The sequence below is a fragment of the Streptomyces sp. NPDC002994 genome, assembly GCF_040611155.1.
In the GTDB taxonomy this organism is placed as follows: Bacteria; Actinomycetota; Actinomycetes; order Streptomycetales; family Streptomycetaceae; genus Streptomyces.
In genome coordinates, this window is sequence record NZ_JBEXNQ010000001.1 from 256,876 (window position 1) to 278,015 (window position 21,140).

22 protein-coding genes are annotated in these 21,140 nt (G+C 70.7%); 13 read left to right on the plus strand and 9 right to left on the minus strand.

The features are described from left to right. The first annotated feature begins 73 nt into the window (after positions 1-73). The 5 genes from ABZX79_RS01165 (at position 74) to ABZX79_RS01185 (ending at position 7,306) form a co-directional block, all read left to right on the plus strand. Positions 74-925: a helix-turn-helix transcriptional regulator gene (locus ABZX79_RS01165; RefSeq protein ID WP_355249750.1), complete on the plus strand. Its 852-nt coding sequence runs from the start codon at positions 74-76 to the stop codon at positions 923-925. Then, entirely contained in the window at positions 922-1,170 is a 249-nt protein-coding gene (locus tag ABZX79_RS01170) for a DUF397 domain-containing protein (RefSeq protein ID WP_355249751.1), read from the plus strand. Before ABZX79_RS01165 ends, ABZX79_RS01170 begins: the two co-directional genes overlap by 4 nt. A gap of 23 nt (positions 1,171-1,193) precedes the next feature. Then, on the plus strand, positions 1,194-3,863 hold the full coding sequence (locus ABZX79_RS01175; protein WP_355249752.1) for an AAA family ATPase: 2,670 nt from the start codon (positions 1,194-1,196) through the stop codon (positions 3,861-3,863). Between the two features lie 113 nt (positions 3,864-3,976). After that, on the plus strand, positions 3,977-6,907 hold the full coding sequence (gene fxsT / locus ABZX79_RS01180) for an FxSxx-COOH system tetratricopeptide repeat protein (RefSeq protein ID WP_355249754.1): 2,931 nt from the start codon (positions 3,977-3,979) through the stop codon (positions 6,905-6,907). A gap of 30 nt (positions 6,908-6,937) precedes the next feature. Beyond that, entirely contained in the window at positions 6,938-7,306 is a 369-nt protein-coding gene (locus tag ABZX79_RS01185; RefSeq protein WP_355249756.1) for a tetratricopeptide repeat protein, read from the plus strand. On the opposite strand, the gene ABZX79_RS01190 is transcribed toward ABZX79_RS01185, so the two are convergent. From ABZX79_RS01190 to ABZX79_RS01210, 5 genes are all read right to left on the minus strand, one after another. Next, positions 7,295-7,990: a class I SAM-dependent methyltransferase gene (locus ABZX79_RS01190; RefSeq protein ID WP_355249758.1), complete on the minus strand. Its 696-nt coding sequence runs from the start codon at positions 7,988-7,990 to the stop codon at positions 7,295-7,297. The two genes, ABZX79_RS01185 and ABZX79_RS01190, sit on opposite strands and share 12 nt — an antisense overlap. 83 nt (positions 7,991-8,073) lie before the next feature. After that, positions 8,074-8,481 (minus strand): peptide-methionine (R)-S-oxide reductase MsrB, encoded by a 408-nt coding sequence (gene msrB, locus ABZX79_RS01195; RefSeq protein ID WP_355249760.1) that lies wholly within the window; start codon positions 8,479-8,481, stop codon positions 8,074-8,076. A 10-nt stretch (positions 8,482-8,491) separates the two neighbouring features. Beyond that, positions 8,492-9,901, minus strand: a complete 1,410-nt coding sequence (gene murC, locus ABZX79_RS01200) for a UDP-N-acetylmuramate--L-alanine ligase (RefSeq protein ID WP_355249762.1) — start codon at positions 9,899-9,901, stop codon at positions 8,492-8,494. Positions 9,902-9,988: 87 nt separating this feature from the next. Continuing rightward, entirely contained in the window at positions 9,989-10,459 is a 471-nt protein-coding gene (locus ABZX79_RS01205; RefSeq protein WP_214980171.1) for an indole-3-glycerol phosphate synthase, read from the minus strand. 151 nt (positions 10,460-10,610) lie between these two features. Further along, entirely contained in the window at positions 10,611-11,384 is a 774-nt protein-coding gene (locus ABZX79_RS01210) for a pyrimidine reductase family protein (RefSeq protein WP_355249764.1), read from the minus strand. 37 nt (positions 11,385-11,421) lie between these two features. Between ABZX79_RS01210 and zapE the strand changes: the two genes are divergently transcribed. The 5 genes from zapE to ABZX79_RS01235 all read left to right on the plus strand — a co-directional run bounded on the left by zapE (position 11,422) and on the right by ABZX79_RS01235 (position 16,424). After that, complete coding sequence (gene zapE, locus ABZX79_RS01215; protein ID WP_355249766.1) at positions 11,422-12,519, plus strand: cell division protein ZapE; 1,098 nt, start codon at positions 11,422-11,424, stop codon at positions 12,517-12,519. Between the two features lie 46 nt (positions 12,520-12,565). Further along, positions 12,566-12,991 (plus strand): OsmC family peroxiredoxin, encoded by a 426-nt coding sequence (locus ABZX79_RS01220; RefSeq protein WP_355249768.1) that lies wholly within the window; start codon positions 12,566-12,568, stop codon positions 12,989-12,991. 126 nt (positions 12,992-13,117) lie between these two features. Next, on the plus strand, positions 13,118-14,503 hold the full coding sequence (locus ABZX79_RS01225) for an alkaline phosphatase PhoX (RefSeq protein ID WP_355249770.1): 1,386 nt from the start codon (positions 13,118-13,120) through the stop codon (positions 14,501-14,503). A gap of 37 nt (positions 14,504-14,540) precedes the next feature. Next, positions 14,541-15,434 carry a PPK2 family polyphosphate kinase gene (locus ABZX79_RS01230; RefSeq protein WP_355249772.1) on the plus strand — a complete coding sequence of 298 codons (894 nt, stop codon included), beginning with the start codon at positions 14,541-14,543 and terminating at the stop codon, positions 15,432-15,434. Between the two features lie 75 nt (positions 15,435-15,509). Further along, the gene (locus ABZX79_RS01235; RefSeq protein ID WP_355249774.1) at positions 15,510-16,424 is read left to right on the plus strand and encodes a polysaccharide deacetylase family protein; all 915 of its coding nucleotides are present in this window, start codon (positions 15,510-15,512) and stop codon (positions 16,422-16,424) included. Here ABZX79_RS01235 and ABZX79_RS01240 read toward each other — a convergent pair. The 3 genes from ABZX79_RS01240 to ABZX79_RS01250 are packed head-to-tail and all read right to left on the minus strand — an operon-like array spanning position 16,411 to position 17,883. Next, positions 16,411-16,965, minus strand: coding sequence for a GNAT family protein (locus ABZX79_RS01240; RefSeq protein ID WP_355249776.1), 555 nt, complete (start codon positions 16,963-16,965; stop codon positions 16,411-16,413). The genes ABZX79_RS01235 and ABZX79_RS01240 overlap by 14 nt on opposite strands. A 44-nt stretch (positions 16,966-17,009) precedes the next feature. Further along, entirely contained in the window at positions 17,010-17,147 is a 138-nt protein-coding gene (locus ABZX79_RS01245) for a hypothetical protein (RefSeq protein WP_355249778.1), read from the minus strand. A gap of 58 nt (positions 17,148-17,205) precedes the next feature. After that, the gene (locus tag ABZX79_RS01250) at positions 17,206-17,883 is read right to left on the minus strand and encodes an AIM24 family protein (RefSeq protein WP_355249780.1); all 678 of its coding nucleotides are present in this window, start codon (positions 17,881-17,883) and stop codon (positions 17,206-17,208) included. An 87-nt stretch (positions 17,884-17,970) separates the two neighbouring features. Between ABZX79_RS01250 and ABZX79_RS01255 the strand changes: the two genes are divergently transcribed. After that, positions 17,971-18,732: an aminoacyl-tRNA hydrolase gene (locus ABZX79_RS01255; protein ID WP_355249782.1), complete on the plus strand. Its 762-nt coding sequence runs from the start codon at positions 17,971-17,973 to the stop codon at positions 18,730-18,732. Between the two features lie 5 nt (positions 18,733-18,737). On the opposite strand, the gene ABZX79_RS01260 is transcribed toward ABZX79_RS01255, so the two are convergent. Further along, positions 18,738-19,601, minus strand: coding sequence for a sugar nucleotide-binding protein (locus tag ABZX79_RS01260; protein WP_355249784.1), 864 nt, complete (start codon positions 19,599-19,601; stop codon positions 18,738-18,740). Between the two features lie 113 nt (positions 19,602-19,714). Between ABZX79_RS01260 and ABZX79_RS01265 the strand changes: the two genes are divergently transcribed. Together ABZX79_RS01265 and ABZX79_RS01270 are read left to right on the plus strand one after the other, a co-directional pair. Further along, a complete protein-coding gene (locus tag ABZX79_RS01265; protein ID WP_355249786.1) occupies positions 19,715-20,170 on the plus strand; it encodes a GNAT family N-acetyltransferase in 456 nt (151 codons plus the stop codon). A gap of 175 nt (positions 20,171-20,345) precedes the next feature. After that, positions 20,346-21,131 carry a DUF4142 domain-containing protein gene (locus ABZX79_RS01270; RefSeq protein WP_355250063.1) on the plus strand — a complete coding sequence of 262 codons (786 nt, stop codon included), beginning with the start codon at positions 20,346-20,348 and terminating at the stop codon, positions 21,129-21,131. The last annotated feature ends 9 nt before the right edge of the window (positions 21,132-21,140 follow it).

Here is a 21,140-nt window from a genome sequence, read left to right on the forward strand (position 1 = left end):
GGTGCCCGTAACCGGCTGTAATCATGGGCAGGTTGGGAGTGGGCGGCGGGGCGTGGGCGAGAGGTGGCCGAGCATGGTGGACGGCGTGGGCGATGACGACGGTGCGGGTGGCGGCGGTGAGCCGGAGTGCTCGGACAGCTTGAAGACCTTCGGGGCGGTGGTACAGGCGCTGCGCGAGCACGCCGGGCTCAGCCGGGAGGCGTTCGCGCCGCTGGTGCAGTTCTCCAAGCACACCGTGGAGTCGATCGAGTTGGGGCGGCGGATGGCCGACCCGGTGTTCGTGGAGCGGGCGGAGGAAGCGCTGGGGAACACCGGGGCACTGCGGAGGTCGGCGCGGCATCTGTCGCGGCAGCCGGGGCTGGCGGCTTGGTTTCGGCAGTGGGCCCGGCTGGAGGCGCAGGCGATCAGTCTCTATACGTACGAATGCCGGTTGATTCCGGGGCTGTTGCAGACCGAGGCGTACGCGCGGACGTTGTTCGTGAACCAGCTTCCGCCTCTGGGTGACCAGCAGATCGAGGCACAGCTCGCAGCACGGACGGAGCGGCAGCGGCTGCTGCGGGAGCGGCCGAACACGGCGTACAGCTTCATCCTCGAAGAGCACCTGTTCCTGCGCCGGACGGGCGGAATGGACGTCACCTTGGAGCTCATCGATCACGTGCTTGACCTCGCCCAGTTGAGGAACATCGAGGTTCAGGTCATGCCGGAGGTGCGGGAGAACCACGCGGGCTTGCACGGTCCTATGCGATTGCTGGAGACGCCGGACAACAGGTGGTTCGGTTACTCGGAGGGTCAGGAATGTGGCCAGTTCATCTCCGACTCGAAAGTGGTCAGCACTCTCAAGATGCGGTATGCCAGGATGCGTTCACAGGCTCTCCCCCTTGAAGACTCCGTGAGCCTGTTGCGGCGGATGCGAGGAGCGGCATGAGCACCACGGAACTGGCCTGGTTCAAGAGCAGCTACAGCAGCGGATCCGGCGACGATTGCGTCGAAGTAGCCCTCTCCTGGCACAAGTCCAGCTACAGCGGTGGCGACGGCGACTCCTGCGTCGAAGTCGCCGCCTGCCCCGGCACCGTCCACGTCCGGGACTCCAAGGACAAGCAGGGGCCCCAGCTCGCCCTCTCCCCCGACGCCTGGAACGGTTTCGTCTCGTACGCCGCCGACCAGGGCTGACCGGCGCGAGCGGGGGATAAGCGGTGGGGACCGTGTTTGTCGACCGGGTTGAGCACACCGAGGCGCTGGAGAGATTCCTGCGGGAGGTGGTTCAGGGCAACGGTGGAGTGTTCCTTGTCCAGGGTGAGCAGGGCATCGGCAAGTCCGCCCTGCTCAGGGAGGCCGTCCGGCGGAGCCAAGGGCGGCCGGACGCGCCGGGTTGCCGGATCGTCCAGGTGAAGTGTCTTGACCAGATCGGCGCGGACAACGCGTACGGCCCCGTGATCGATGTTCTGACGGAGCTTCAGCCACCGCGCCGGTCCCTGTTACGCCGCTTCGGCCGGTCCACCGTCCAGGCCGCCCCGGAGCTTGTGTCCCTGGTACCCGCGTTGGGACCACTGCTCAAGGCCGCCGCGCAGATCACTCAGACAGCCCTGGACTCCGGATCCGCGCAGAGCGACAGTCTGCTGCCCTACCGGCAGAGCGTGGCCCGGACCGTCGCGACGGCTCTGGCCGATGCGGGGGCGCGTGGCGGCCCGACGGCGGTCGTCATTGACGACGCCCAGTGGCTGGACCCCAGCAGCCTGCTGGTCCTGGAGCACCTGGTGGAGTTGCTTGAGCGTGGAGGAGGGCGGGGGCTGGGGCTGGTCCTCGGACACCGGAGCGATCCGGGGTCCGAGCCCGGAATCGTCGCGGACGCGCTCGCTCGCTGGGAGATCCAGGGGTGGCTCACCAGGCGCCGGCTCGGGGGCTTGCCCGAGCACGCGGTCGCCGACCTGGTCAGGCTGCATCTCGCGGGACCGGTTGCCGCCTCCCTCCCGGCCCGGCTGAGTGAACTGACGAAGGGCCACCCGGTCTTCGTCACGCAGTGCCTGCGGCTGGTCGACACGGACGGTGTGCTGCGGGGTCCGCTGCCCGAGTCGGTCGGGCCGCTGATCCGCGGCCGGCTGGCCGGGCTCGACCCCGCGACGATGGAACTGCTGGTGATCGGTGCGACCCAGGGGGAGACGTTCGAGACTGCCGTGGTGGCACAAGTGGCCGAGCAGCCGGCGAACGAGGTGGTCCGGCGCCTGCACGAGCTGAGCCGACGGCACGGGCTGATACTCCCCGTACCGGCACCCGACTGGGCCCAGGACGGCTTGTCCGACCACTACCGCTTCGAGAACGCCCTGCTGCACATGGCCGTACGCGGTGAGCAGAGCCACGCCCAGTCCCGTGAGCGGCACGGCCGGATCGCCGCCGCACTGAGCGGGACACTGGAAGGCGGGGCACCGGAAAACGGCGCCCTGCCCCTGCCCGTACGACTGGACATCGCGCGCCACTACGCCCTGGCGCAGCGGTGGGACGACGCCGCGCGGGAGCAGTTCGCACTCGCGCGGGCGCTGGCCGTCGACGGGCTCTCGTTCTCCGAGGCCGAGGCTCTGTGCCGGCAGGCGGTGGAAAGCGCCCGCAGACTGCCCGCCACGGCCGCCGACCGGGATGGCCGGCTGGCGCGGGCGATCGAGCTCCTGCTCTCTCTCACCGAGGTCCGCTGGCAGGGCCGCCCGGGTACGGCCGAGGGCCAGGATCTCGAGGAACGGGCCCGCGAGGCCGAGGAGGCCGGCCGACGCAGCGGCGACCGTCCGTTGATCGCCCGGACCGCGTTGCTGCACGGCAAATGCCTGCTGCGCACCCGAGGCCTTCAGCCCGCTCTCGACAAGCTTGAGGAGGCTGTCGGGCTGGCCCGGGACTGCGACGACCCGGCCGCCTTGTTCGTGGCCCTGGCCGAGTACGGGAGCCAGCTGCCCAAGCGCGACCTCGCCGCGGGGTTGCGGGTGCTGCGCCAGGCGGAGGAGTTGTACGAGCGTGCGGGCCTGCGCGACAGCGGGGACCCGGTGGTGGACCACGTCCGCAACCTCGCCGAGATGCAGCACGGCGTCAGCCTCTTCGACGCGGGGTACCTCGACCGGGCCAGGGACCGGTTGACCGGCTGCGTACAGCGGCTGCGCACTGAGCCCGTGCACGCCGAACTACCCATCGTGCTCAACTACCTGGGGCAGCTGCACCGGGCCATGGGGTCCTGGGGCGAGGCCTGCGACGCCCTGAGGGAAGCCATGGCGTTCGAGGAGGCGCGCGGCGGAGCGAGTGGCTGGCACGCCAACAACATGGCCTTGCTCGCCCTGCTGCTCAGCCACGACCCCGGCGAGCGTGTCCGCTGCAGGGCCATGGCCGAGGCGGCCTGGCGCGAGACCGAACAGACCTGGCTGCTGGACCTGGCTCCCATCGTCAGAAACCTCTACGCCGAAGTCCTGCTGAACCTGGCCGGCGCTGACCGCGCGGAACTGGCCCTGGCGGACCGGCTGGCCGAGGAGACCGTACTGGAGACCCCTCGGACGGGGATGGTACGAAGCCAAGTCGCGGCGCTGACCCTGCGCGGCCGGATCCACCTGCGGCTGGCGGATGCCGCCACCGCGGCCCGGTTCGCACGCGAGGCCGTGGCCATCCTGGACCGGGTCGGTGACATGCCGGCGCTGCGCACCGAGGAGGTGCTGCATCACGCGGCGCTCGCCGTCCGGGCGGCCGGGAGTCCGGAGGAAGCGGATGCCCTCGCCCGACGGGCCCGCACTGAGGTGATCCGCAAGGCGGAGCTGATCGGCAGCGCGGTGGACCGCGACCGGTTCCTGCGGGAAGTCCAGCTCAACCGGTCGATTCTCGGACTGGCTGGAGGGGCCTGAGCCTGCTGGTCCTTCGGTGTCCGGCGAACGGGCACCTGCCGACCGTGGAACGACGTGAGACCCTGAACACTCGGGCAGAGCTGTTGAGTTGTGTGCCGGAGGGGGTCTTTTTCATGTTCGGGGCAGAGCTCTTGGCGCAGACCACCGCCGCCGCCGCGGGGACCATGGTGGCGCTGATGACCACGGACGCGTGGGCATCCGCGCGCCGTCAGCTCGGGCGGGTCTTCGGGCGGCGGAGCGCCGAGGTCGAGGAGGAGCTGGAGCGTACGCGTCAGCTGATCGAGGCTACGCCCGCCGAGCGGCAGGCAGTTGTCGTACGTGAGCAGCAGGAGCAGTGGCATGCCCACCTGCGCGCGCTCCTCACCGAAGATCCCGCGCTGACCGCCCGGCTCGGTGCCTTCGTGGAGGAGTTCTCGGGGGCGTTACCGGTGCGGGCGGGGCTGACCGTCGTACACCAGACCGTCCACGCCACCGGGCCCGGCGCCCATTTCGAGCTCGGGTCACCGTCCGGTGCGCCACGCTCGCCCTCCGACACTTCGCCGCCCGGCGCCCTCACCATCGCACCGCCCCTCGGACGGCTCGACCGGCGGGTGCGCGGCCGTGAGCGGCTGCTCGACACGCTCAAGCAGCTGGTCGGCAAGCCCACTTCGGGCGTCCAGGTGCTGCACGGCATGGGTGGCAGCGGAAAAACCACCGTGGCGCTGGAAATCGCCGCGTACTCAGGAGCGCTCGGCGTCGACACGTGGTGGGTGACCGCGGCGGACCAGGCCTCGCTGAGCGCCGGCATGCGCGAGGTGGTCGCCGCCCTCGGTACGCCCGCGGACCTCATCGACCGCGCCTGGTCGGGCCGGTCCAGCGCCACCGACCTGTTGTGGCGGCGGCTGTGCGACACGACGTACCCCTGGCTGCTGGTCGTCGACAACGCGGACGAGCCCGAATACCTCGCCCCGCACGGCCGCCTGGCCGAGGGCACCGGCTGGATCCGTCCGGCCGCCGAGCTGCCCGGCCTGGTCCTGCTCACCAGTCGCGACAGCAGCCCGGCGACCTGGGGCCCCTGGGCGACGCTGCACCCGGTGGACGCCCTGGACGAGACCGACGCCACCCACGTCCTGCGGGACCTCGCCGGCGACCGGGCGGGTCCGCGCGCGGACGCGCTGCTGCTGGCCCGCAGACTCGGCGGCCTGCCGCTGGCGCTGCGCATCGCGGGCGCGCACCTCGCCGCCGCCTCCGCCTTCCCCGCGTGGCCGGGGACGAGCGCGATCCGTACGTACGCCGAGTACCGGTCGGCACTCGACGAGCGTTTCACCGAGCTCCTCGACGAGGAACCTCCCGGCGGCCACGCTCCGCCCGCCGGGGCCGTGCCGGTGAGCCGCACCTGGGAGCTCTCCCTCGACCTGCTGGAGCGCCGTGGCATCACGCAGGCCCGCCCGCTGATGCGGCTGCTGTGCTGCCTGGGCGAGGCGCCCGTACCCCTCGTCGGCCTGCTCAACCCGGACCGTCTGGCGGCCTGCGGCCTCCTCCCCGGTGTCACGCCCCACCAGCTGTTCACCGCGCTCACCTCCCTCGCCGACTTCGGCCTGATCGGACTGCACACCCCGCGCACCGCCGCCGACGGCGAGGCCGCCCGCAGCCTGCTCCTGCACCCGCTCGTACGCGACGCGGGCCGCCGCCAGCAGGATCTGGCCGAGCACCAGGAGGAGTACGCGCTGGCCGTCGCCGATCTGGTCGCGGCGGCCGCCGCCGAACTGAACGTGGACGACCCCCGTGACTGGCCGCGCTGGCGGCTGCTGCTGCCGCACTGCGACGCCCCGCTGGCCCTGATCGGCGATCCGTACGCGGCCGACGCCGGGCTCGTGTCGACGGCGCTGCGCGCCGCGGCGGCCGGGGCGCGCCACTTGATCAAGGTGGGCTGGCTCGACCGCGCCGAGGCGGTGCTCGACGCCTGCGAGCGCGTCGCCGCCGCTTGCGACGCCCTCGACCCGGACGCCCTGGACGTACGCTCCGCCGCGGCCCACCTGCTCCAGCTCCGGGGGCGTCTCGCGCCCGCCGAGGCTCTTCTGCGTACGATCCTCGACGACACCCGCGCCCTCTACGGCGACGGAGCCGGCGAGACCGCCGACGCCCGGCACGCGCTCGCCGTGCTGCTGGACGACCGGGGCCGTACCGCCGAGGCGGAGACCGAGTACCGGACGGTGTACGCCACGCGCCGCACCCTGCTGGGCGAAGGCGACCCGCAGACCCTCGCGGCCCGCAAGGGGGTGGCGCGCATGTCGCAGCAGCGCGGGCTGCTGGCACAGGCCGAGGAGGAGTACCGGCTGGTGCTCGCCGCCTACCGCGAGGCCCTCGGTGAGCGTCACCCCGACACGCTGACGACCCGCCACGACGTGGCCAAGGTGCTGCACGAGCGCGGCATGTTCGGGCACGCCGAGCAGGAGCTGAGGGAGACCCTGGAGCTGTGCCTGGACGTGCTGGGCGCCGGGCATCCCAGCACGCTGGGGGTCCGCCACGACCTCGCGGACGTGCTGCGCGACCGGGGCCTGCTGACAGAGGCGGAAGGGGAGTTCCGGGCGGTTCTGGGGGTGCTCCGCGAGCTGCACGGCGAGGACCACCCGGACACGGTGGCAGCGCGGTACGGACTGGCGACGGTGTTACGTGACCGTGGCTGGCCCGGCGACGCGGAGCAGGAGTTCCGCGAGGTGTTCGAGGTCCGCCGCAGGCTGCTGGGCGACATGCACCCGCACACGCTGGTCGTCCGCCACAACCTCGCCGACCTGCTCAAGGAGCGCGGACAGCTGGAGGACGCGGAGGCGGAGTTCCGGGAGGTGTACGCCGCCCGCCGGACCCTCCTCGGCGAGCATCATCTGCTCACGCTGTCCGTACGCCACGGAGCCGCCCACGTCCTGCACCTGCGCGGCCGCACCGGACAAGCGGAAGACGAATACCGCGCCGTCCTCACCGACTGCACCGACACCCTCGGCGCCCGCCACCCCGGCACCCTCGCCGTCCGCCACAACCTCGCCGACCTCCTGAAGGACCAAGGCTAACTGCTCCAGGCCGAGGGGGAGTTCCGGGAGGTGTACGAGGCCCGCCGTACTGTCCTCGGCGAGCATCACCTGCTCACGCTGTCCGTACGCCACGGAGCCGCCCACGTCCTGCACCTGCGCGGCCGCACCGGACAAGCGGAAGACGAATACCGCGCCGTCCTCACCGACTGCACCGACACCCTCGGCGCCCGCCACCCCGGAACCCTCGCCGTCCGCCACAACCTCGCCGACCTCCTCAAGGACCAAGGCCGGCTCGGGGCAGCGGAGGAGGAGTTCGGGGCTGTGCACGAAACGTGTCAGGAGGTCTTCGGGGAGCGCCATCCGCGCACGCGCGCGGCAGCGGACGCGCTGCTCGTGGTCGCCCGGTTACGGGCGAGCGAAGACCCCTCAGGCTCCTGACCGGACCGCTCCGGCGGGCTCGTACGCGAACTCCGACGGGATCTGCCGCAGGTCCCACAACGCCAGCGTCTTGTCGTCGTAGAAGTCGTCGGAATCCTCGTCGCTCAGCACGCGCAGCGGCTCCGGCAGCCCGAACGGGGCGAGCCGCAGATTGATGGGCCGCCACCAGCCGGTGAGTATGTCGGTGTTGGTGCGCGTCTGTGTGAAGGTCGTGGTCAGCAGGAACCGCGACCCGCTCTCCCTGAACCGGGTCAGTGCCTCGATCACATGCTGGTACGAGAAGTGCACCAGCGCGTCCCGGCACAGGATGAGATCGACCCGGGGCACCCGCTCGGCGGTGAAGTCGAGCAACTGGAACGTCCGCCCGGGCGCCTCGTGGCGCACCGCGTTGTCCGCGATCAGTTCCTCGACGATGTCGCCGCCCGTGTAGCCGGCGCCGCCCAGGTCGACGTACTGCATCCAGTTGAAGTCCCCGCACGGCGCGTCGAGTACCGACCGGATCCCCAACTCCCTGATCAGGTCGCCCAATTGGATGATGACGCGCTTCATCCGCTGGACCTCGGACCCCGGCCCCGACCGCGTCTCGCCGGAACCCCAGCGGTTGGTGCGGTAGATGGCGGTGAACAGATCGGGAAGGTCGGTCTCGTCGTGCGCCTGCGCGACGTCGACGTGTCTGCGTTCCATCACGTCGTAGACAGGCTCCCCTGGATTACTGAGGTACCGCGGCCGCGGGGTCAATGACGTCCTCTTTTTCCGGGCTCAGGAGCTCAGGCCTCGTCGGGGGTCAGCCGCAGAGAGATCGAGTTGATGCAGTAGCGCTGGTCGGTCGGGGTCGGGTAGCCCTCGCCCTCGAAGACGTGGCCGAGGTGCGAGCCGCACCTCGCGCAGCGGACCTCGGTGCGGGTCATGCCGTGGGACGTGTCCGCGATCAGTTCGACCGCGTCCGTGTCCTTCGGGTCGTAGAACGACGGCCAGCCGCAGTGCGACTCGAACTTCGTGTCGGAGCGGAACAGCTCGGCGCCGCACGCCCGGCAGGAGTAGACGCCGGTCGTCTTGGTGTCCGTGTACTCCCCGACGAAGGCGGGCTCCGTGCCGGCCTGGCGCAGGACGGCGTACTCGGCGGGGGTCAGTTCCGCGCGCCACTGCTCGTCGGGCTTCTCGACGTCGTACGACATGGTGGCTCCCTCAGTTCGACAGGCGGGCGAGGCTGAGCTTGTCCAGGATGGCGGGACCCAGGTCCGTCACGTCGCCCGCGCCCATCGTGAGAACAAGATCGCCCTGCTTCGCCATTCCCGCGATCACGTCCGGGACCTTCGCCTTGTCGGCGACCGCGGTCACGTCGGCGCCGGCCCGGCGGGCCGCGTCGATGATCAGCGAGCTGGTGACGCCGGGGATCGGGTCCTCGCGGGCCGGGTAGATGTCGAGGACCACCGAGGCGTCCGCGAGCGCCAGGGCCTGGCCCATCTCGGTGGCCAGCTCCTGGGTACGGGAGAAGAGGTGGGGCTGGAAGACGACCAGGAGGCGGGCGTCGGCCGCCGCGCCTCGCATCGCTTCCAGGTCGGCGGTCATCTCGGTGGGGTGGTGGGCGTACGAGTCGATGACCTGGACGCCGTTCACCTCGCCCTTGAGCTGGAGGCGGCGCTTGACGCCGGTGTACTTGCCGAGGGCCGACGCGAGGTTGTGCGCCGGGATGCCGAGGGCCACGCCCGCCGCCAGGGCGGCCACCGCGTTGTGGGCGTAGTGGCTGCCGGGGACGGAGACCGTGAAGGTGAGGTAGCGGCCGCCGAGGACGACCGTGACCTCGCTGGTCAGACCGCGCGGGGTGACCTTGTGGACGCGTACGTCGGCCGACGGGGAGTCGCCGTACGTGACGATCTTCAGGGTGGACAGGTCGCGGAGGCGGGACGTCAGTTCTACGGCGCCGGGCTGGTCCGCGGAGATGACGAGCGTGCCGCCGGGTACGACCTTGCCGACGAAGGTCTCGAAGGAGTCGTAGATCTCGTCCATCGAGGCGTAGTTCGCGTGGTGGTCCAGCTCGACGTTGAGGACGATCGCGACCTCGGGGTCGTACTTCTGGAAGCTGCGGTCGCTCTCGTCCGCCTCGGCGACGAAGATGTCGCCGGCGCCGTGCCGGGCGTTCGTGCCGGGGCCCTCCAGGTCGCCGCCGATGGCGTACGACGGGTCCAGGCCCAGCTCGGTCAGCGCGACGGCCAGCATCGAGGTCGTCGTCGTCTTGCCGTGCGTGCCCGCGACGGCGATGGCCCGCAGGCCGTCCATCAGCGAGGCCAGCGCGTCGGAGCGGTGCACGACGGGGATGCCGAGCTCGGCGGCGCGGACCAGCTCCGGGTTGTCCGGGCGGATCGCGCTGGAGACGACGACGCAGGTCGAGTCGTCCGCCAGGTGCTCGGCGGCGTGGCCGATGTGGACCGTGGCGCCCAGCGCGCGCAGGGACTCGGCGGTGGCGGACTCGCGCGAGTCGCTGCCCGCGACCCGTGCGCCGCGCTGGGCGAGGATCTTCGCGATCCCCGACATTCCGGCGCCGCCGATGCCGATGAAGTGCGGTCGGTCCATGGCGGTGGGAAGGCCGGGTGCCATACGTGTGTCTCCCAAGGTGTGACGTGTGAGCGGTGGCCCAGTGGAGCGGTTCCCCAGCGGGTGCCCCAGTGTGAGCGGTGCCCCAGCCTATTCGTTGTGGGAGAAGAGCTTGAGCACCGGTACGCCGACCTTGTGACGGGCGCGCGAGGCCCAGTCCCGGTGGAAGAACTCCTCGACGTAGTGCGGCGCGGTCAGAACGATCACCTCGTCGGCGCCCGTCTCGGCGACGACCGCCTTGAGCAGGTCCAGCGGGTGCTCCTCGACGACCTGGCCCACGGCCTCGTTGCCACGCGCCCGCAGCGCCTCCAGGGTCGCCTCCAGGCCGCGCTGCGCGAGGGGCTTCGCCTTCTCGCCCCGGGGCGTCTCGGGCTCCCGGACGGCTTCGTCGACCCGGCCCAGCGCTACGTCGTCGATGGCGCGCAGGAGGACGTCCGCCTGGTCGCCGCGGGGCTGCATCAGGACGATGAAGGAGACACCTTCGTCGCCGTGAAGGGTGCTGACGAACTCCACGTCGACGGACGACAGGGGCTTCTCGATCATCAATACGCTCGTGAACACGACGGGCGCCCTTCTCTTCTTCTTGGGCCGGCGCTTCTGGGTGGCGCCGCCGGCCCCCTGCGGAAACCATCCTTCCCCGTGCCCGCACGAGGTCTGCGTGAGATAAGTGTGCCCAGCGAAAGCAAAGCGGAACGGTGAATTCCGCCAAGAGTCAGATCCGACGGTACTGGGTGAAAAGGAACCCGGCCTCCTCCAGTACGGACGCCAGTGCGAACCGTTCCGGAACCGCCACGCCCGGCCCGTCGGCGATCCGCTGGGCGCGGCCCGCCGTGAGCATGGGCGACACCGTGAGGCACAGCTCGTCCAGCACCCCGGCCGCGATGAACTGCGCCAGCAGCCGCGGCCCGCCCTCGGTCAGCAACCGGGTGAGCCCGCGCTCCGCCAGCGCCTCCACCGCGCGCGGCGGCTCCACCACGGCGCCGTCCCCGACGATCAGGACCTCGGCCCCGGCCTCCCTGGCGGCGCGGATCCCGTCGAGGGGAGCCGTGGCGCCGGTCAGTACGAGGGTCGGGACCAGGGGGGACGTAAAGAGCGGAAGGGAGAAGTCCAGGTTCAGGCTGGCGCTCACCACCGCGATGGCGGGCGCCGGGCCCTGCCCCGCCGCCGCTCTGCGCTCCGCGAAGGCCTCGCGGGCGCGGGCCGGACGGTAACCCTCCAGGCGTACCGTTTCCGCACCGACGATCACCACGTCGGCGAGCGCGCGCAGCGTGCCGAAGATCCGCATGTCGGTGTCGGAGGAGATCGGCTGCGAGCGGCCTTCGTGCTGGGCGGCCCCGTCGAGCGAGGAGACCATGTTGGCCCGCAGCCAGGCCCCCGCCGGCCCGCGCTCCTTCGGATACGCGTAGGCATCGGCCAGCTCGTCGAGCCCCCACTCGCCCTCGGCGGCGGAGAGTGTTTCATCGGTCACAGGGAACAGGCGTCGCATGTCCAGCAGTCTGGCACGGAGCCTAGACTTGAGCCCCGTGTCGTCCTCCCCCGCCGCTCATGGGTCCGCCCCCATAGCCGAAGCGGCCCCCTTGTCCCTGTGCGCACGCGAGCCGCACGTCCCCGCCGACCGCCTGGTCGCCGAGATGGTGCCGCCGCCGCGCTTCGACTCGGTGCGCTTCGATACGTACGTACCGGACCCGAACCAGCCCAGCCAGACCCAGGCGGTCCAGGTCCTGAGCACCTTCGCGGCCGGTCTCGGCGGCGCCACGGCGATCGGCGGGGGCAAACGGCGCTGGTTCGAGTTCGGGAAGAAGCCCGCCGCGCCCGCCGCGCCGCGTGGCGTCTACCTCGACGGCGGGTACGGCGTCGGCAAGACGCACCTCCTCGCCTCCCTCTGGCACGCCACCCCCGCGCCCCGCGAGCTCAAGGCCTTCGGCACCTTCGTGGAGCTGACGAACCTCGTCGGCGCCCTCGGCTTCCAGCAGACCGTGCGGACGCTGAGCGAGCACCGCCTGCTCTGCATCGACGAATTCGAGCTCGACGACCCCGGCGACACGGTGCTGGTGTCGTCGCTGCTGCGCAGGCTCGTCGAAGCGGGCGTCGCCCTGGCCGCCACCTCCAACACCCTGCCCGGCAAGCTCGGCGAGGGCCGCTTCGCCGCCGTCGACTTCCTGCGCGAGATACAGGGCCTGTCGGCGCACTTCCGGCCGCTGCGCATCGACGGCGAGGACTACCGCCACCGCGGGCTGCCCGAGGCCCCTCCCCCGTACTCCGACGAGCAGGTCACCAAGGCGGCGTACGCGACCGAGGGCGCCAGCCTGGACGACTTCCCCGGCCTGCTCGACCACCTCGCCAAGGTCCACCCGAGCCGCTACGGAGCGCTAACGGACGACGTACGGGCCGTGTGTCTCACCGACGTGGCCCCGGTGCCCGACCAGTCGACGGCGCTGCGGCTCGTCGTACTCGCCGACCGGCTGTACGACCGCGAGGTCCCGGTGCTGGCCTCCGGGCTGCCGTTCGACCGGCTGTTCAGTGAAGAGATGCTGAACGGCGGCTACCGGAAGAAGTACTTCCGGGCGATCTCCCGGCTGACCGCGCTGGCGCGGGACGCGAAGGGCCTGGTCGCCCAGTAAGTTGGGCCTGGATCTGGATCACCATCCGCGAGAAGGGCTTATCGATATGGCTGCAACGCGTCAGGCACACAGCGTCTGGGAAGGCGACCTGTTCAAGGGCAAGGGCACCGTGACCCTCGACTCGTCCGGCATCGGCGAGCACCCCGTCTCCTGGCCCGCCCGGACCGAGGAGCCGAACGGCATGACCAGCCCCGAGGAGCTGATCGCCGCCGCCCAGTCCAGCTGCTACAACATGGCGTTCTCCAACGTGCTCGCGAAGGCGGGCACCCCGCCGACCCGCCTCAACACCAAGGCCGAGGTCACCTTCGTGCCGGGCGAGGGCATCACCCGCGTCCACCTCACCGTGCAGGGCGAGGTCCCGGGCATGGACGAGGCCGCCTTCGCCAAGGCGGCCGAGGAAGGCAAGGCGAACTGCCCGGTCAGCCAGGCACTCGCGGGTACGACCATCACGCTGAGCGCGTCACTCGTCTGATCCGGGGCAGACGCGTCGGTAGGCGACGCTGTTGAGGTGTTGTGGCCCGCATGGTTCACGTGAGATCGCTTGCGTGCTACACACGTGCGGGTCACACGTTCCTGTCCGCCAGCAGGGAGTTACCTCATGACTGAAACAGGCCCCTCGTACGCATCACGGCGCGAAGTACTGGCCCGCGCGGGCGCCGTCGGCGCCGGTATCGCGTTCGCCGGATCGCTGTCCGAGATCTTCGCCGGCACCGCCGCCGCCCAGGGACTGGGCCGCAGCGACTACGGACCGCTCGTGCCCGACCCGGCCGGCCTCCTGGACCTGCCGGAAGGTTTCCGCTACAAGGTCCTCTCCCGCGAGGGCAGGCCGCTGAGCTCGCGCGAGGGCAAGGTCCCCGGCAACCACGACGGGATGGCCGCCTTCAGAGGCCACCACGGCCGCGTCCACCTCGTCCGTAACCACGAGAACCGTCACAACGCCGAGCTCGGCGTCCCGACGGTCAAGGGCCTGACGTACGACCCGGCCGCCAAGGGCGGCTGTACGGCCATCACCGTGGACGGCCGCAACAACGTCCTCGGCGAGCGCGTCGCCATAGCCGGTACGGCCGTCAACTGCGCCGGCGGCCCCACCCCCTGGAACACCTGGCTCACCTGCGAGGAGAACGAGGACAAAGCCGGCACCAACGGCTACACCAAGGACCACGGCTTCATCTTCGAGGTCGACCCGGTCGACGGCCGCCGCACCGGCGCCGTCCCGCTCACCGCGATGGGCCGCTTCCAGCACGAGGCGATCGCCGTCGACCCCAGGAGCGGCATCGTCTACGAGACGGAGGACGCGTTCCAGCGGCCGTTCGGCCTCTTCTACCGCTTCCTGCCCGACAGACCGCTGGGGGGCCACGGATCGCTGCGCGCGGGCGGCGCCCTGGAGGCGATGCGCGTTCCGGGCCTGCCGGACCTGTCGGCGGTCCAGGAGACCGGCGCCAGCTTCCGCGGCGTCGAGTGGGTGCCCGTACCGGACCCGCTGGCGAAGGAGACGCCGATCCGGCTCCAGGACTTCGGCAGCAAGGGCATCACGCACGCCCAGAAGCTGGAGGGCTGCTACTGGGGCGAAAGGGAGGTCTACTTCGTCTCCAGCTTCGCGCGCAGCGCCGACGGCTCGGCGGCCGACCACTACGGGCAGGTGTGGAAGTACGAGCCGGACAGGCGGCGCCTCACGCTGGTCGTGGTCTTCGGCCCGAGCTCGGACATCCAGCTCCCCGGCGAGTCCCCGGACAACATCTGCCTGGCGCCCAGCGGCGGCCTGATGGTGTGCGAGGACGGCAACGGCACGCAGCACGTGTACGGGCTGACCAGGCGCGGTGAGGTGTACGAGATGGCGCGCAACCGGCAGAACATCGGGACGCCCGAGGAACCGGAGTGGGGCGAGTTCGCCGGTGTCACCTTCTCGCCCGACTTCGGGACGATGTACGTCAACTGCTACAAGCCCGGTACGACATTCGCCGTAACGGGCCCGTTCCACGACTGAGTCGATGGGGAACTGACGGACCGGCGAGGGGTGCGCAGTGGCCACGAAGAAGCCCGCGAAGGAGCAGCTGAAGCCCGCGAGCCTGCGTGAGCTGCTGCGCGTCCCCGAGGGCGAACGCGTCCTCCTTTCCTCGTACGACGCCGAGGGCGTCCCGGGCTTCCCCGAGGGCCCGCCGCCGCTGAAGGCCGCCGGGCTGGCGGCGACCGCCCTCATGGGTGAACGTCTCGCCGGTCTCCAGGAGCGCCTGTACGCGGCGAGTACGGCGGGCGACCGGCGGCGCCTGCTGCTCGTACTCCAGGGCATGGACACCAGCGGCAAGGGCGGCACCGTCAAGCATGTGATCGGCCTCTTCAATCCGTCCGGCTGCCGGATCAAGGCCTTCAAGGCGCCGACGGCCGAAGAACGGAAGCACTCCTTCCTCTGGCGGATCAAGAAGGCGCTGCCGCAGCCGGGCGAGATCGGCATCTTCGACCGGTCGCAGTACGAGGACGTGCTGATCGCCCGGGTGCGGGAGCTGGTGCCGCGCGAGGAGATCGGCCGCCGCTACGGCCGGATCAACCGCTTCGAGAAGTCCCTCGCCGACGACGGCGTCACCGTCGTCAAGGTCTTCCTGCACATCAGCTACGAAGAGCAGCGCCGCCGCCTCCTCAACCGGCTCGACAACCCGGACAAGCACTGGAAGTTCAACCCGGGCGACATCGACGAGCGCGCGCTGTGGCCCGCCTACCAGGAGGCGTACGAGCTGGCGCTGGAGCGCTGCTCGACGCGGACCGCGCCCTGGTTCGTGGTCCCGGCGGACCGGAAGTGGTACCGGAACTGGGCCATCAGCACACTGCTGCTCGAACACCTGGAAGCGCTGGATCCGCAGTACCCGCGGGCGGACTTCGACGTGGAGGAGTGCCGCAGGCGACTACGGGGCGGTGACTCCTGAGTTTGCGACACCCGTTCGGCAGTGCTGCCCGCGTAGCAGACGGAAGTTGCGCGAATGATCAGATAGTTTCCGTCAGTGACCACTCTTGTACGAAGATTTGCGACGGCGGCGGTTCTTGGCGCGGCTCTCGCGGGATGCGGCACGGGCAGCGGCGGCGGTGAGTCCCAGGGCTCACTCGCCACCTCGCCGCCCACCTCGCCGCCCACCCCGCCAGCCGTCTCCGCTTCCGTCTCCGGGCGTCCGGCTCCCGCCCCGTCGCCGCCCCGGACAGCGCGGCCCGAGCAGACCGCGCCGCCGACCCTAGCGGCGGGCCCCGGCGGCCTCACCCCCGTCTTCGAACGCGCCCCCGACACCCGTACCAAGACCGTCGCGCTGACCTTCGACGCCGACATGACGGCGGACCAGGGCGCACGCGCGGCACGCGGCGAGCACTTCGACAACCCCGCCCTGATCGCGTCCCTGCGCAGCCTGAAGGTCCCGGCGACGGTCTTCATGACGGGTCGTTGGGCCGAGGAGTACCCGGACCAGGCCCGCTCGATCGGGCGGGACCCGCTCTTCGAGATCGCCAACCACTCGTACAGCCACCACGCCTTCAAGTCCCCCTGCTACGGCCTGCCGACCGTCTCCGCGCAGCAGATGCGCGCCGACGTGGAGCGCGCCTTCGCCGCCTTCCGCAAGGCGGGGGCACGGAACGTCGTCCCGTACTTCCGCTTTCCCGGCGGCTGTTACGACGACGAGGCCCTGCGCGCACTGGCCCCGGCGAAGGTGACGGCGGTCCAGTGGGACGTGGTCAGCGGCGACGCCTTCGCGAACGACGGCAACGCCGTGGCCGAGCAGGTGCTGGCCCAAGTGCGCCCGGGTTCCCTGGTCGTCATGCACTGCACGCGCAGCGCGGCGCCCGTGACCGAGCAGGCGATCCGGCGGATCGTGCCGGAGCTGCGCGAGCGCGGCTACCGCTTCGTGAAGGTCTCCGACCTCATGAAGCGCTGAGGAAGCGGGCGGCCGGTACTTCGTACAGCGTCTCCATCCCGTCCTCCTCGTCCCACAGTTCGCCGGCCTCCGTGAAGCCGAAGCCGGCGACGGTGGCCAGGGAGGCCACGTTGTCGGGCCGGATCGACGCCCGCACCGTGGTCACGCCCGGCGCGGCGGCGGCCCGGCGCAGGAGCTCGGTGAGGGTGGCCCTGGCGTATCCCCGGCGGCGGAAGGCGGGGTCGACGGCGTAACCGACCTCGACCATGCCCCGGTCGTCGGGCGGCCCGTGGAACCCGCCATGCCCGACGACGACAGCGCCGACAGCGCCGTCGGCGCCGGCGCCGCCGGGACCGCACACCGCGAGCCGGCCGCACCAGTTCGCCCGCGCGGGGTCGTCGGCCATCTGCCCGAGGCGGTAGCGCCACAGCCACAGGGCACTGTCGGTCAGGAAGAAGTCGGTCAGGGGGACCCCGGCCCGGGCACTGGCGCGGGCCAGGTCCCGGTCCAGCAGGGCGGTCATGACCGCGCCGTCCAGCTCCACGAAGTTCAGTTCGCTCACGCTGCGGATGATCGTCCGGCGCGCGGGAGCCTGTCCACCGGGTTTCAGCCGGAGCAAGCCGTGCGCTGCGCCTCCTGCCACTCGCAGACGGGGCAGTACACGACGCCCTTGACCGACTCCGGGTACTCGGTCGGCTTCCGGCACAGCACGCATTCGGCGTACGGCGGGCTCTTCTCATCCATGCGTACGACCCTACTCAGGCCCGCCCGGGCCCGAGCAGTCGCGCCTCGTCCCTCCAGGTCAGCTGCTCGCCGCCTTCTCGGGCTTGAGCTCGCTCGGCCGGACGATGACGAAGCCGTCTCCCTGCAGCATCAGCTGGACCGCCTCGCCCGAACCGCCGCGGATCATGGAGCCGACCGACTGCGAGCGGTGCAGTGAGGTGTTGAGCTGGGCGCTCCAGCCCACCACCGCGTCGGTGTCGACGTACACCGGCTGCTGCTGCGTCACGGGGATCACGATCGGGCTGCCCTCACAGATCACGGCAAGCTTGCCGTAGCCGGTGAAGAGGCTGTTGAAGAGGCCGCCGCCGGTCATGCCGGCGCCCTTCACCGTCTTGATCTCGTACGAGAGGGTCGCGTCGAAGCACAGCACGTTGCGGCCGTTGACGGTGAGCGCGTCGCCCTGGTCTATGTCGACGATGAAGCAGTTCTGCGCCTCGTGCGCGAACCACGCCTCGCCCTGACCGCGCACGGCCATCAGCGCCAGGCCCTCGCCGGTCACGGCGCGCTTGAGCATGCCGCCGATGCCCTGGCCCTTGCGTTCGAACTGGAGGTTGCCGCGGAAGGCGATCATCGAGCCCTGCCGCGCGTGCATCTCGCCATTGACGGCGTACTTCACCGACTTGGCGTTCTGGAGGGTCATCCCCGGGACAGTGGCCTGCTGCGCCATGTTCTCTGTGGCAAAAAGATCGCTCTTCATGCGGATCATCCTCACCCGGAGGCATACGCTCCGCCAAGATGCCAGGGGCTGAGATACCGAAGAACCTCGGCTGGCAGACTGGCCCGCGTGAGCACCGACGACATCCCCGGCACCCCGAGCGGCCCCTCCGACAGCCCCTTCCGGCACGAGCAGACGGCGCGCGACGAAGCCCCGCAGTTCGTGCTGCCCCTCGTCGTCCACATCGAGAAGGACGAGCCGCCGGCCCGTACGGACGCCCTGGAGACGGCGGCCCGCGCGGTGCTGGTGATGCTCAGCGACGAGCGGTCGCTGGGCGACGGCGAGTGGGCCGAGACGATGCGGCTCTGGCAGGACGCGCGGATCCGCAAGGTGGTGCGGCGGGCGCGCGGCGCGGAGTGGCGCAAGGCGTCGGCGCTGCCGGGCATCACCGTCACCGGTGATGCCGCCGAGGTGCGCGTCTTCCCGCCCGTACCCCTGGACGGCTGGCCCAAGGAGCTGGCGAAGCTCCAGGTCTCGGGTACGGACCTGGACGATCCGCAGCCACCGGCCCCGGCCGTTCCCGAGGGCGCGGTGCTGTGGCTGAGTCCGGACGTCGGCATGTCGGCGGGCAAGGCGATGGCGCAGGCCGGTCACGGGGCCCAACTGGCCTGGTGGGAGCTGTCGGAGGTACAGCAAAAAGCGTGGCAGGCCGCCGGCTTCCCGCTTTCGGTACGTACGCCCGAGGCCGGGCGGTGGCGCGAACTCGCCGCGAGCGGGCTGCCGATAGTGCGGGACGCGGGCTTCACCGAGATCGCCCCCGGCTCCTGCACAGTGGTCGCGGACCATCCGGCACTGCGCTCGCGTCCTCTCCCGGGCCCAGGGCGACCGTAGGCGGGCTACTCTGCGCCGGCATCTCCGACTGCCCGCTGCGAAGGGCCGTCTGCGCGAAGGAACTCGTATGCTCCGCGGAGGCGGGTCCGCAGCCGCTCCTGAGTTGCGCGGCCGTCGAGGCGTACGTCGAGGGCTCCAGGCAGGGCGATGTCGGCTCGTCGCCCAGCAGGCAGCCGGGAGCCTTCCAGGCCATCACGCTCGGCGATGAGCACACCAAGGTCGTAACGGGTCAGGGCGTCCGGCCCGGCGAGGTGGAACACCCCGGATGCGTCGGACAGGGCGATTTCCCACAGGGCTGCGGCCAGGTCTTCGAGATGGACCGGGCAGCGGATGTCGTCGGTGAACAAGACCCCGTCACGGGTGCCGGCCACCAGGGCGTGCACCATGCGCTCGTGCACGGATCGGCCGTGTCCGACGATCAGCGAGGTGCGGGCGACCACGGCGTCCGGCACCAGGAGCCGCACCGCCGTCTCGGCAGCGGCTTTCGCAGCGCCGTACGGGGTGATCGGATCGGGCAACCAGCTCTCGTCGTAGCGGACGTGCGCCCCGGAGAACACGGCGTCGCTGGAAACATGCACGAGGCGGCAGCCCCGTTCGACGGCGGCCAGCGCCACCCGAATCGCACCGTCGGCGGTGACCGCCCAGTCGGACTCTCCACTGGATGCGTTGACCACGACCGAGGGGGCTACTTCATCGAACACTCTGGCAACACCCGCGGGGTCCTGGACATCGAGTGGATGCCAGGCGACACCCGAGGCGCTGCCAGGCCCCGAAGCAAACGTCGCGGCTGCCGCAACGCCCGCCTCGGTGGCCTGGCGGACCAGTTCAGTGCCCAGGAAACCGCTGCCGCCGATGATCAGCACCGTCATGGACCGCCACGGTAGCTAACGCGGGATCGGTGTCGGGCTGATCCTCGGCCGATTCCCTAAGAAGGTCGTGTGGCAGCGAGAATGTCGAAGGTTCCGAAGAAAGGCGAGCAGAAGTGAAGATCGTGGTTGATGACCTCTCCGGCCGCCAGATCGCCGAGTTCCTCGACGAGCACGTTCAGGAGATGCGGTCCATCACTCCGCCGGACAGCAAACACGCCCTCGATCTCGACAGCCTTCGCAGCCCTGAGGTCACGTTCTGGTCGGTCATGGACGGTGACACCCTGGTCGGCTGCGGCGCGATCAAGAGGCTGGACGCCGGCCACGCTGAGTTGAAGTCAATGCGCGCAGCGCCGGCACGGAAGCGGAGCGGGATCGCGTCCCTTCTGCTGAACCACATCGTCACCGAGGCCCAGCGCATGGGCTTCACCCGGCTGAGCCTCGAAACCGGCTCGGACGAGTTCTTCCTGCCTGCCAGGAAGCTTTATGGAAAGTTCGGGTTCGAGTACTGCGAACCGTTCGCGGGCTATCGACCCGACCCGAACAGTGTGTTCATGACGAAGAAGCTCTAGAAGAACTTGCAAGATCGCCCCCGGCTCCTGCACGGTGGTCGCGGAGCATCCGGCGCTGCGCTCCTGAACGAGATTTCTCCCGTACGCCGTTGAACGCGTCGGCCGCACCGCACGTACCTATGAATACTTGCAAGTAGGTTCGACGGTGTAACGCATCGGCCCGGGAGACATCTTGTTGCGACGCATCAACGGAACAGCGCTCATCATCGCGGCACTTGTCGCCACCATCGGCGCGCTCGCCTTCCCCGTGTGGTCCTACGCGGACCGCTCGGGCACCGGCCAGGCCAACCTCAACGCGTCCACGGTCGCGACCCAGTGGGGCCCGTTGTCCGCCACCGACCGGGATTTTCTGGTGAAGGTGCGGCTGGCGGGCCTGTGGGAGCTGCCCGCCGGACAGCAGGCGATCGAACGCGCCCCCAGCGAGGCGATCAAGGAGGCCGGCGACCACCTGGTCGTCGGCCACGCGGACCTCGACAAGCGGGCCCGTACGGTGGCCGCACAGCTGAACGTACCGCTGCCGAATCAGCCCAACGAGCAGCAGCAGGGCTGGCTCAGGGAGCTGTCGGCGGCGACCGGTCCGGAGTACGACCGCAAGTTCGCCAATCTGCTGCGCAACGCGCACGGCAAGGTCTTCGCCCTCGTAGCCCAGGTGCGGCACACCACCCGCAACGCGCTGATCCGGCAGCTGGCGAGCGACGCGAACCAGACCGTGCTCGACCACATCACCATGCTGGAGGCCACCGGGCTGGTCGACTTCGACGCCATCGCGAACGAGGCGGCGGGCGCGGCCACGGCGAGCCCCAGCGGGCCGCCGGCGCCTGACAACTCGCTCACGGTCCCGTCGCCGCCGCCCGCCCTGCCCACCGGCGACCAGACCTTCACCTCGCGGCCGTCCGCGCAGCCGGAGGGCGAGATCGGCAGCCCGGCGGTCAACACGAACCGCCCGGAACCGTCGCCGTAACCTCAAATC

Coding starts and splice junctions, on each gene's coding strand:
- ABZX79_RS01165 (WP_355249750.1), top strand. CDS start 74: ATGGTGGACGGCGTGGGCGATGACGACGGTGCGGGTGGCGGCGGTGAG.
- ABZX79_RS01170 (WP_355249751.1), top strand. CDS start 922: ATGAGCACCACGGAACTGGCCTGGTTCAAGAGCAGCTACAGCAGCGGA.
- fxsT (WP_355249754.1), top strand. CDS start 3,977: ATGTTCGGGGCAGAGCTCTTGGCGCAGACCACCGCCGCCGCCGCGGGG.
- ABZX79_RS01190 (WP_355249758.1), bottom strand. CDS start 7,990: ATGGAACGCAGACACGTCGACGTCGCGCAGGCGCACGACGAGACCGAC.
- msrB (WP_355249760.1), bottom strand. CDS start 8,481: ATGTCGTACGACGTCGAGAAGCCCGACGAGCAGTGGCGCGCGGAACTG.
- murC (WP_355249762.1), bottom strand. CDS start 9,901: ATGGCACCCGGCCTTCCCACCGCCATGGACCGACCGCACTTCATCGGC.
- ABZX79_RS01210 (WP_355249764.1), bottom strand. CDS start 11,384: ATGCGACGCCTGTTCCCTGTGACCGATGAAACACTCTCCGCCGCCGAG.
- ABZX79_RS01220 (WP_355249768.1), top strand. CDS start 12,566: ATGGCTGCAACGCGTCAGGCACACAGCGTCTGGGAAGGCGACCTGTTC.
- ABZX79_RS01225 (WP_355249770.1), top strand. CDS start 13,118: ATGACTGAAACAGGCCCCTCGTACGCATCACGGCGCGAAGTACTGGCC.
- ABZX79_RS01245 (WP_355249778.1), bottom strand. CDS start 17,147: ATGGATGAGAAGAGCCCGCCGTACGCCGAATGCGTGCTGTGCCGGAAG.
- ABZX79_RS01250 (WP_355249780.1), bottom strand. CDS start 17,883: ATGAAGAGCGATCTTTTTGCCACAGAGAACATGGCGCAGCAGGCCACT.
- ABZX79_RS01260 (WP_355249784.1), bottom strand. CDS start 19,601: ATGACGGTGCTGATCATCGGCGGCAGCGGTTTCCTGGGCACTGAACTG.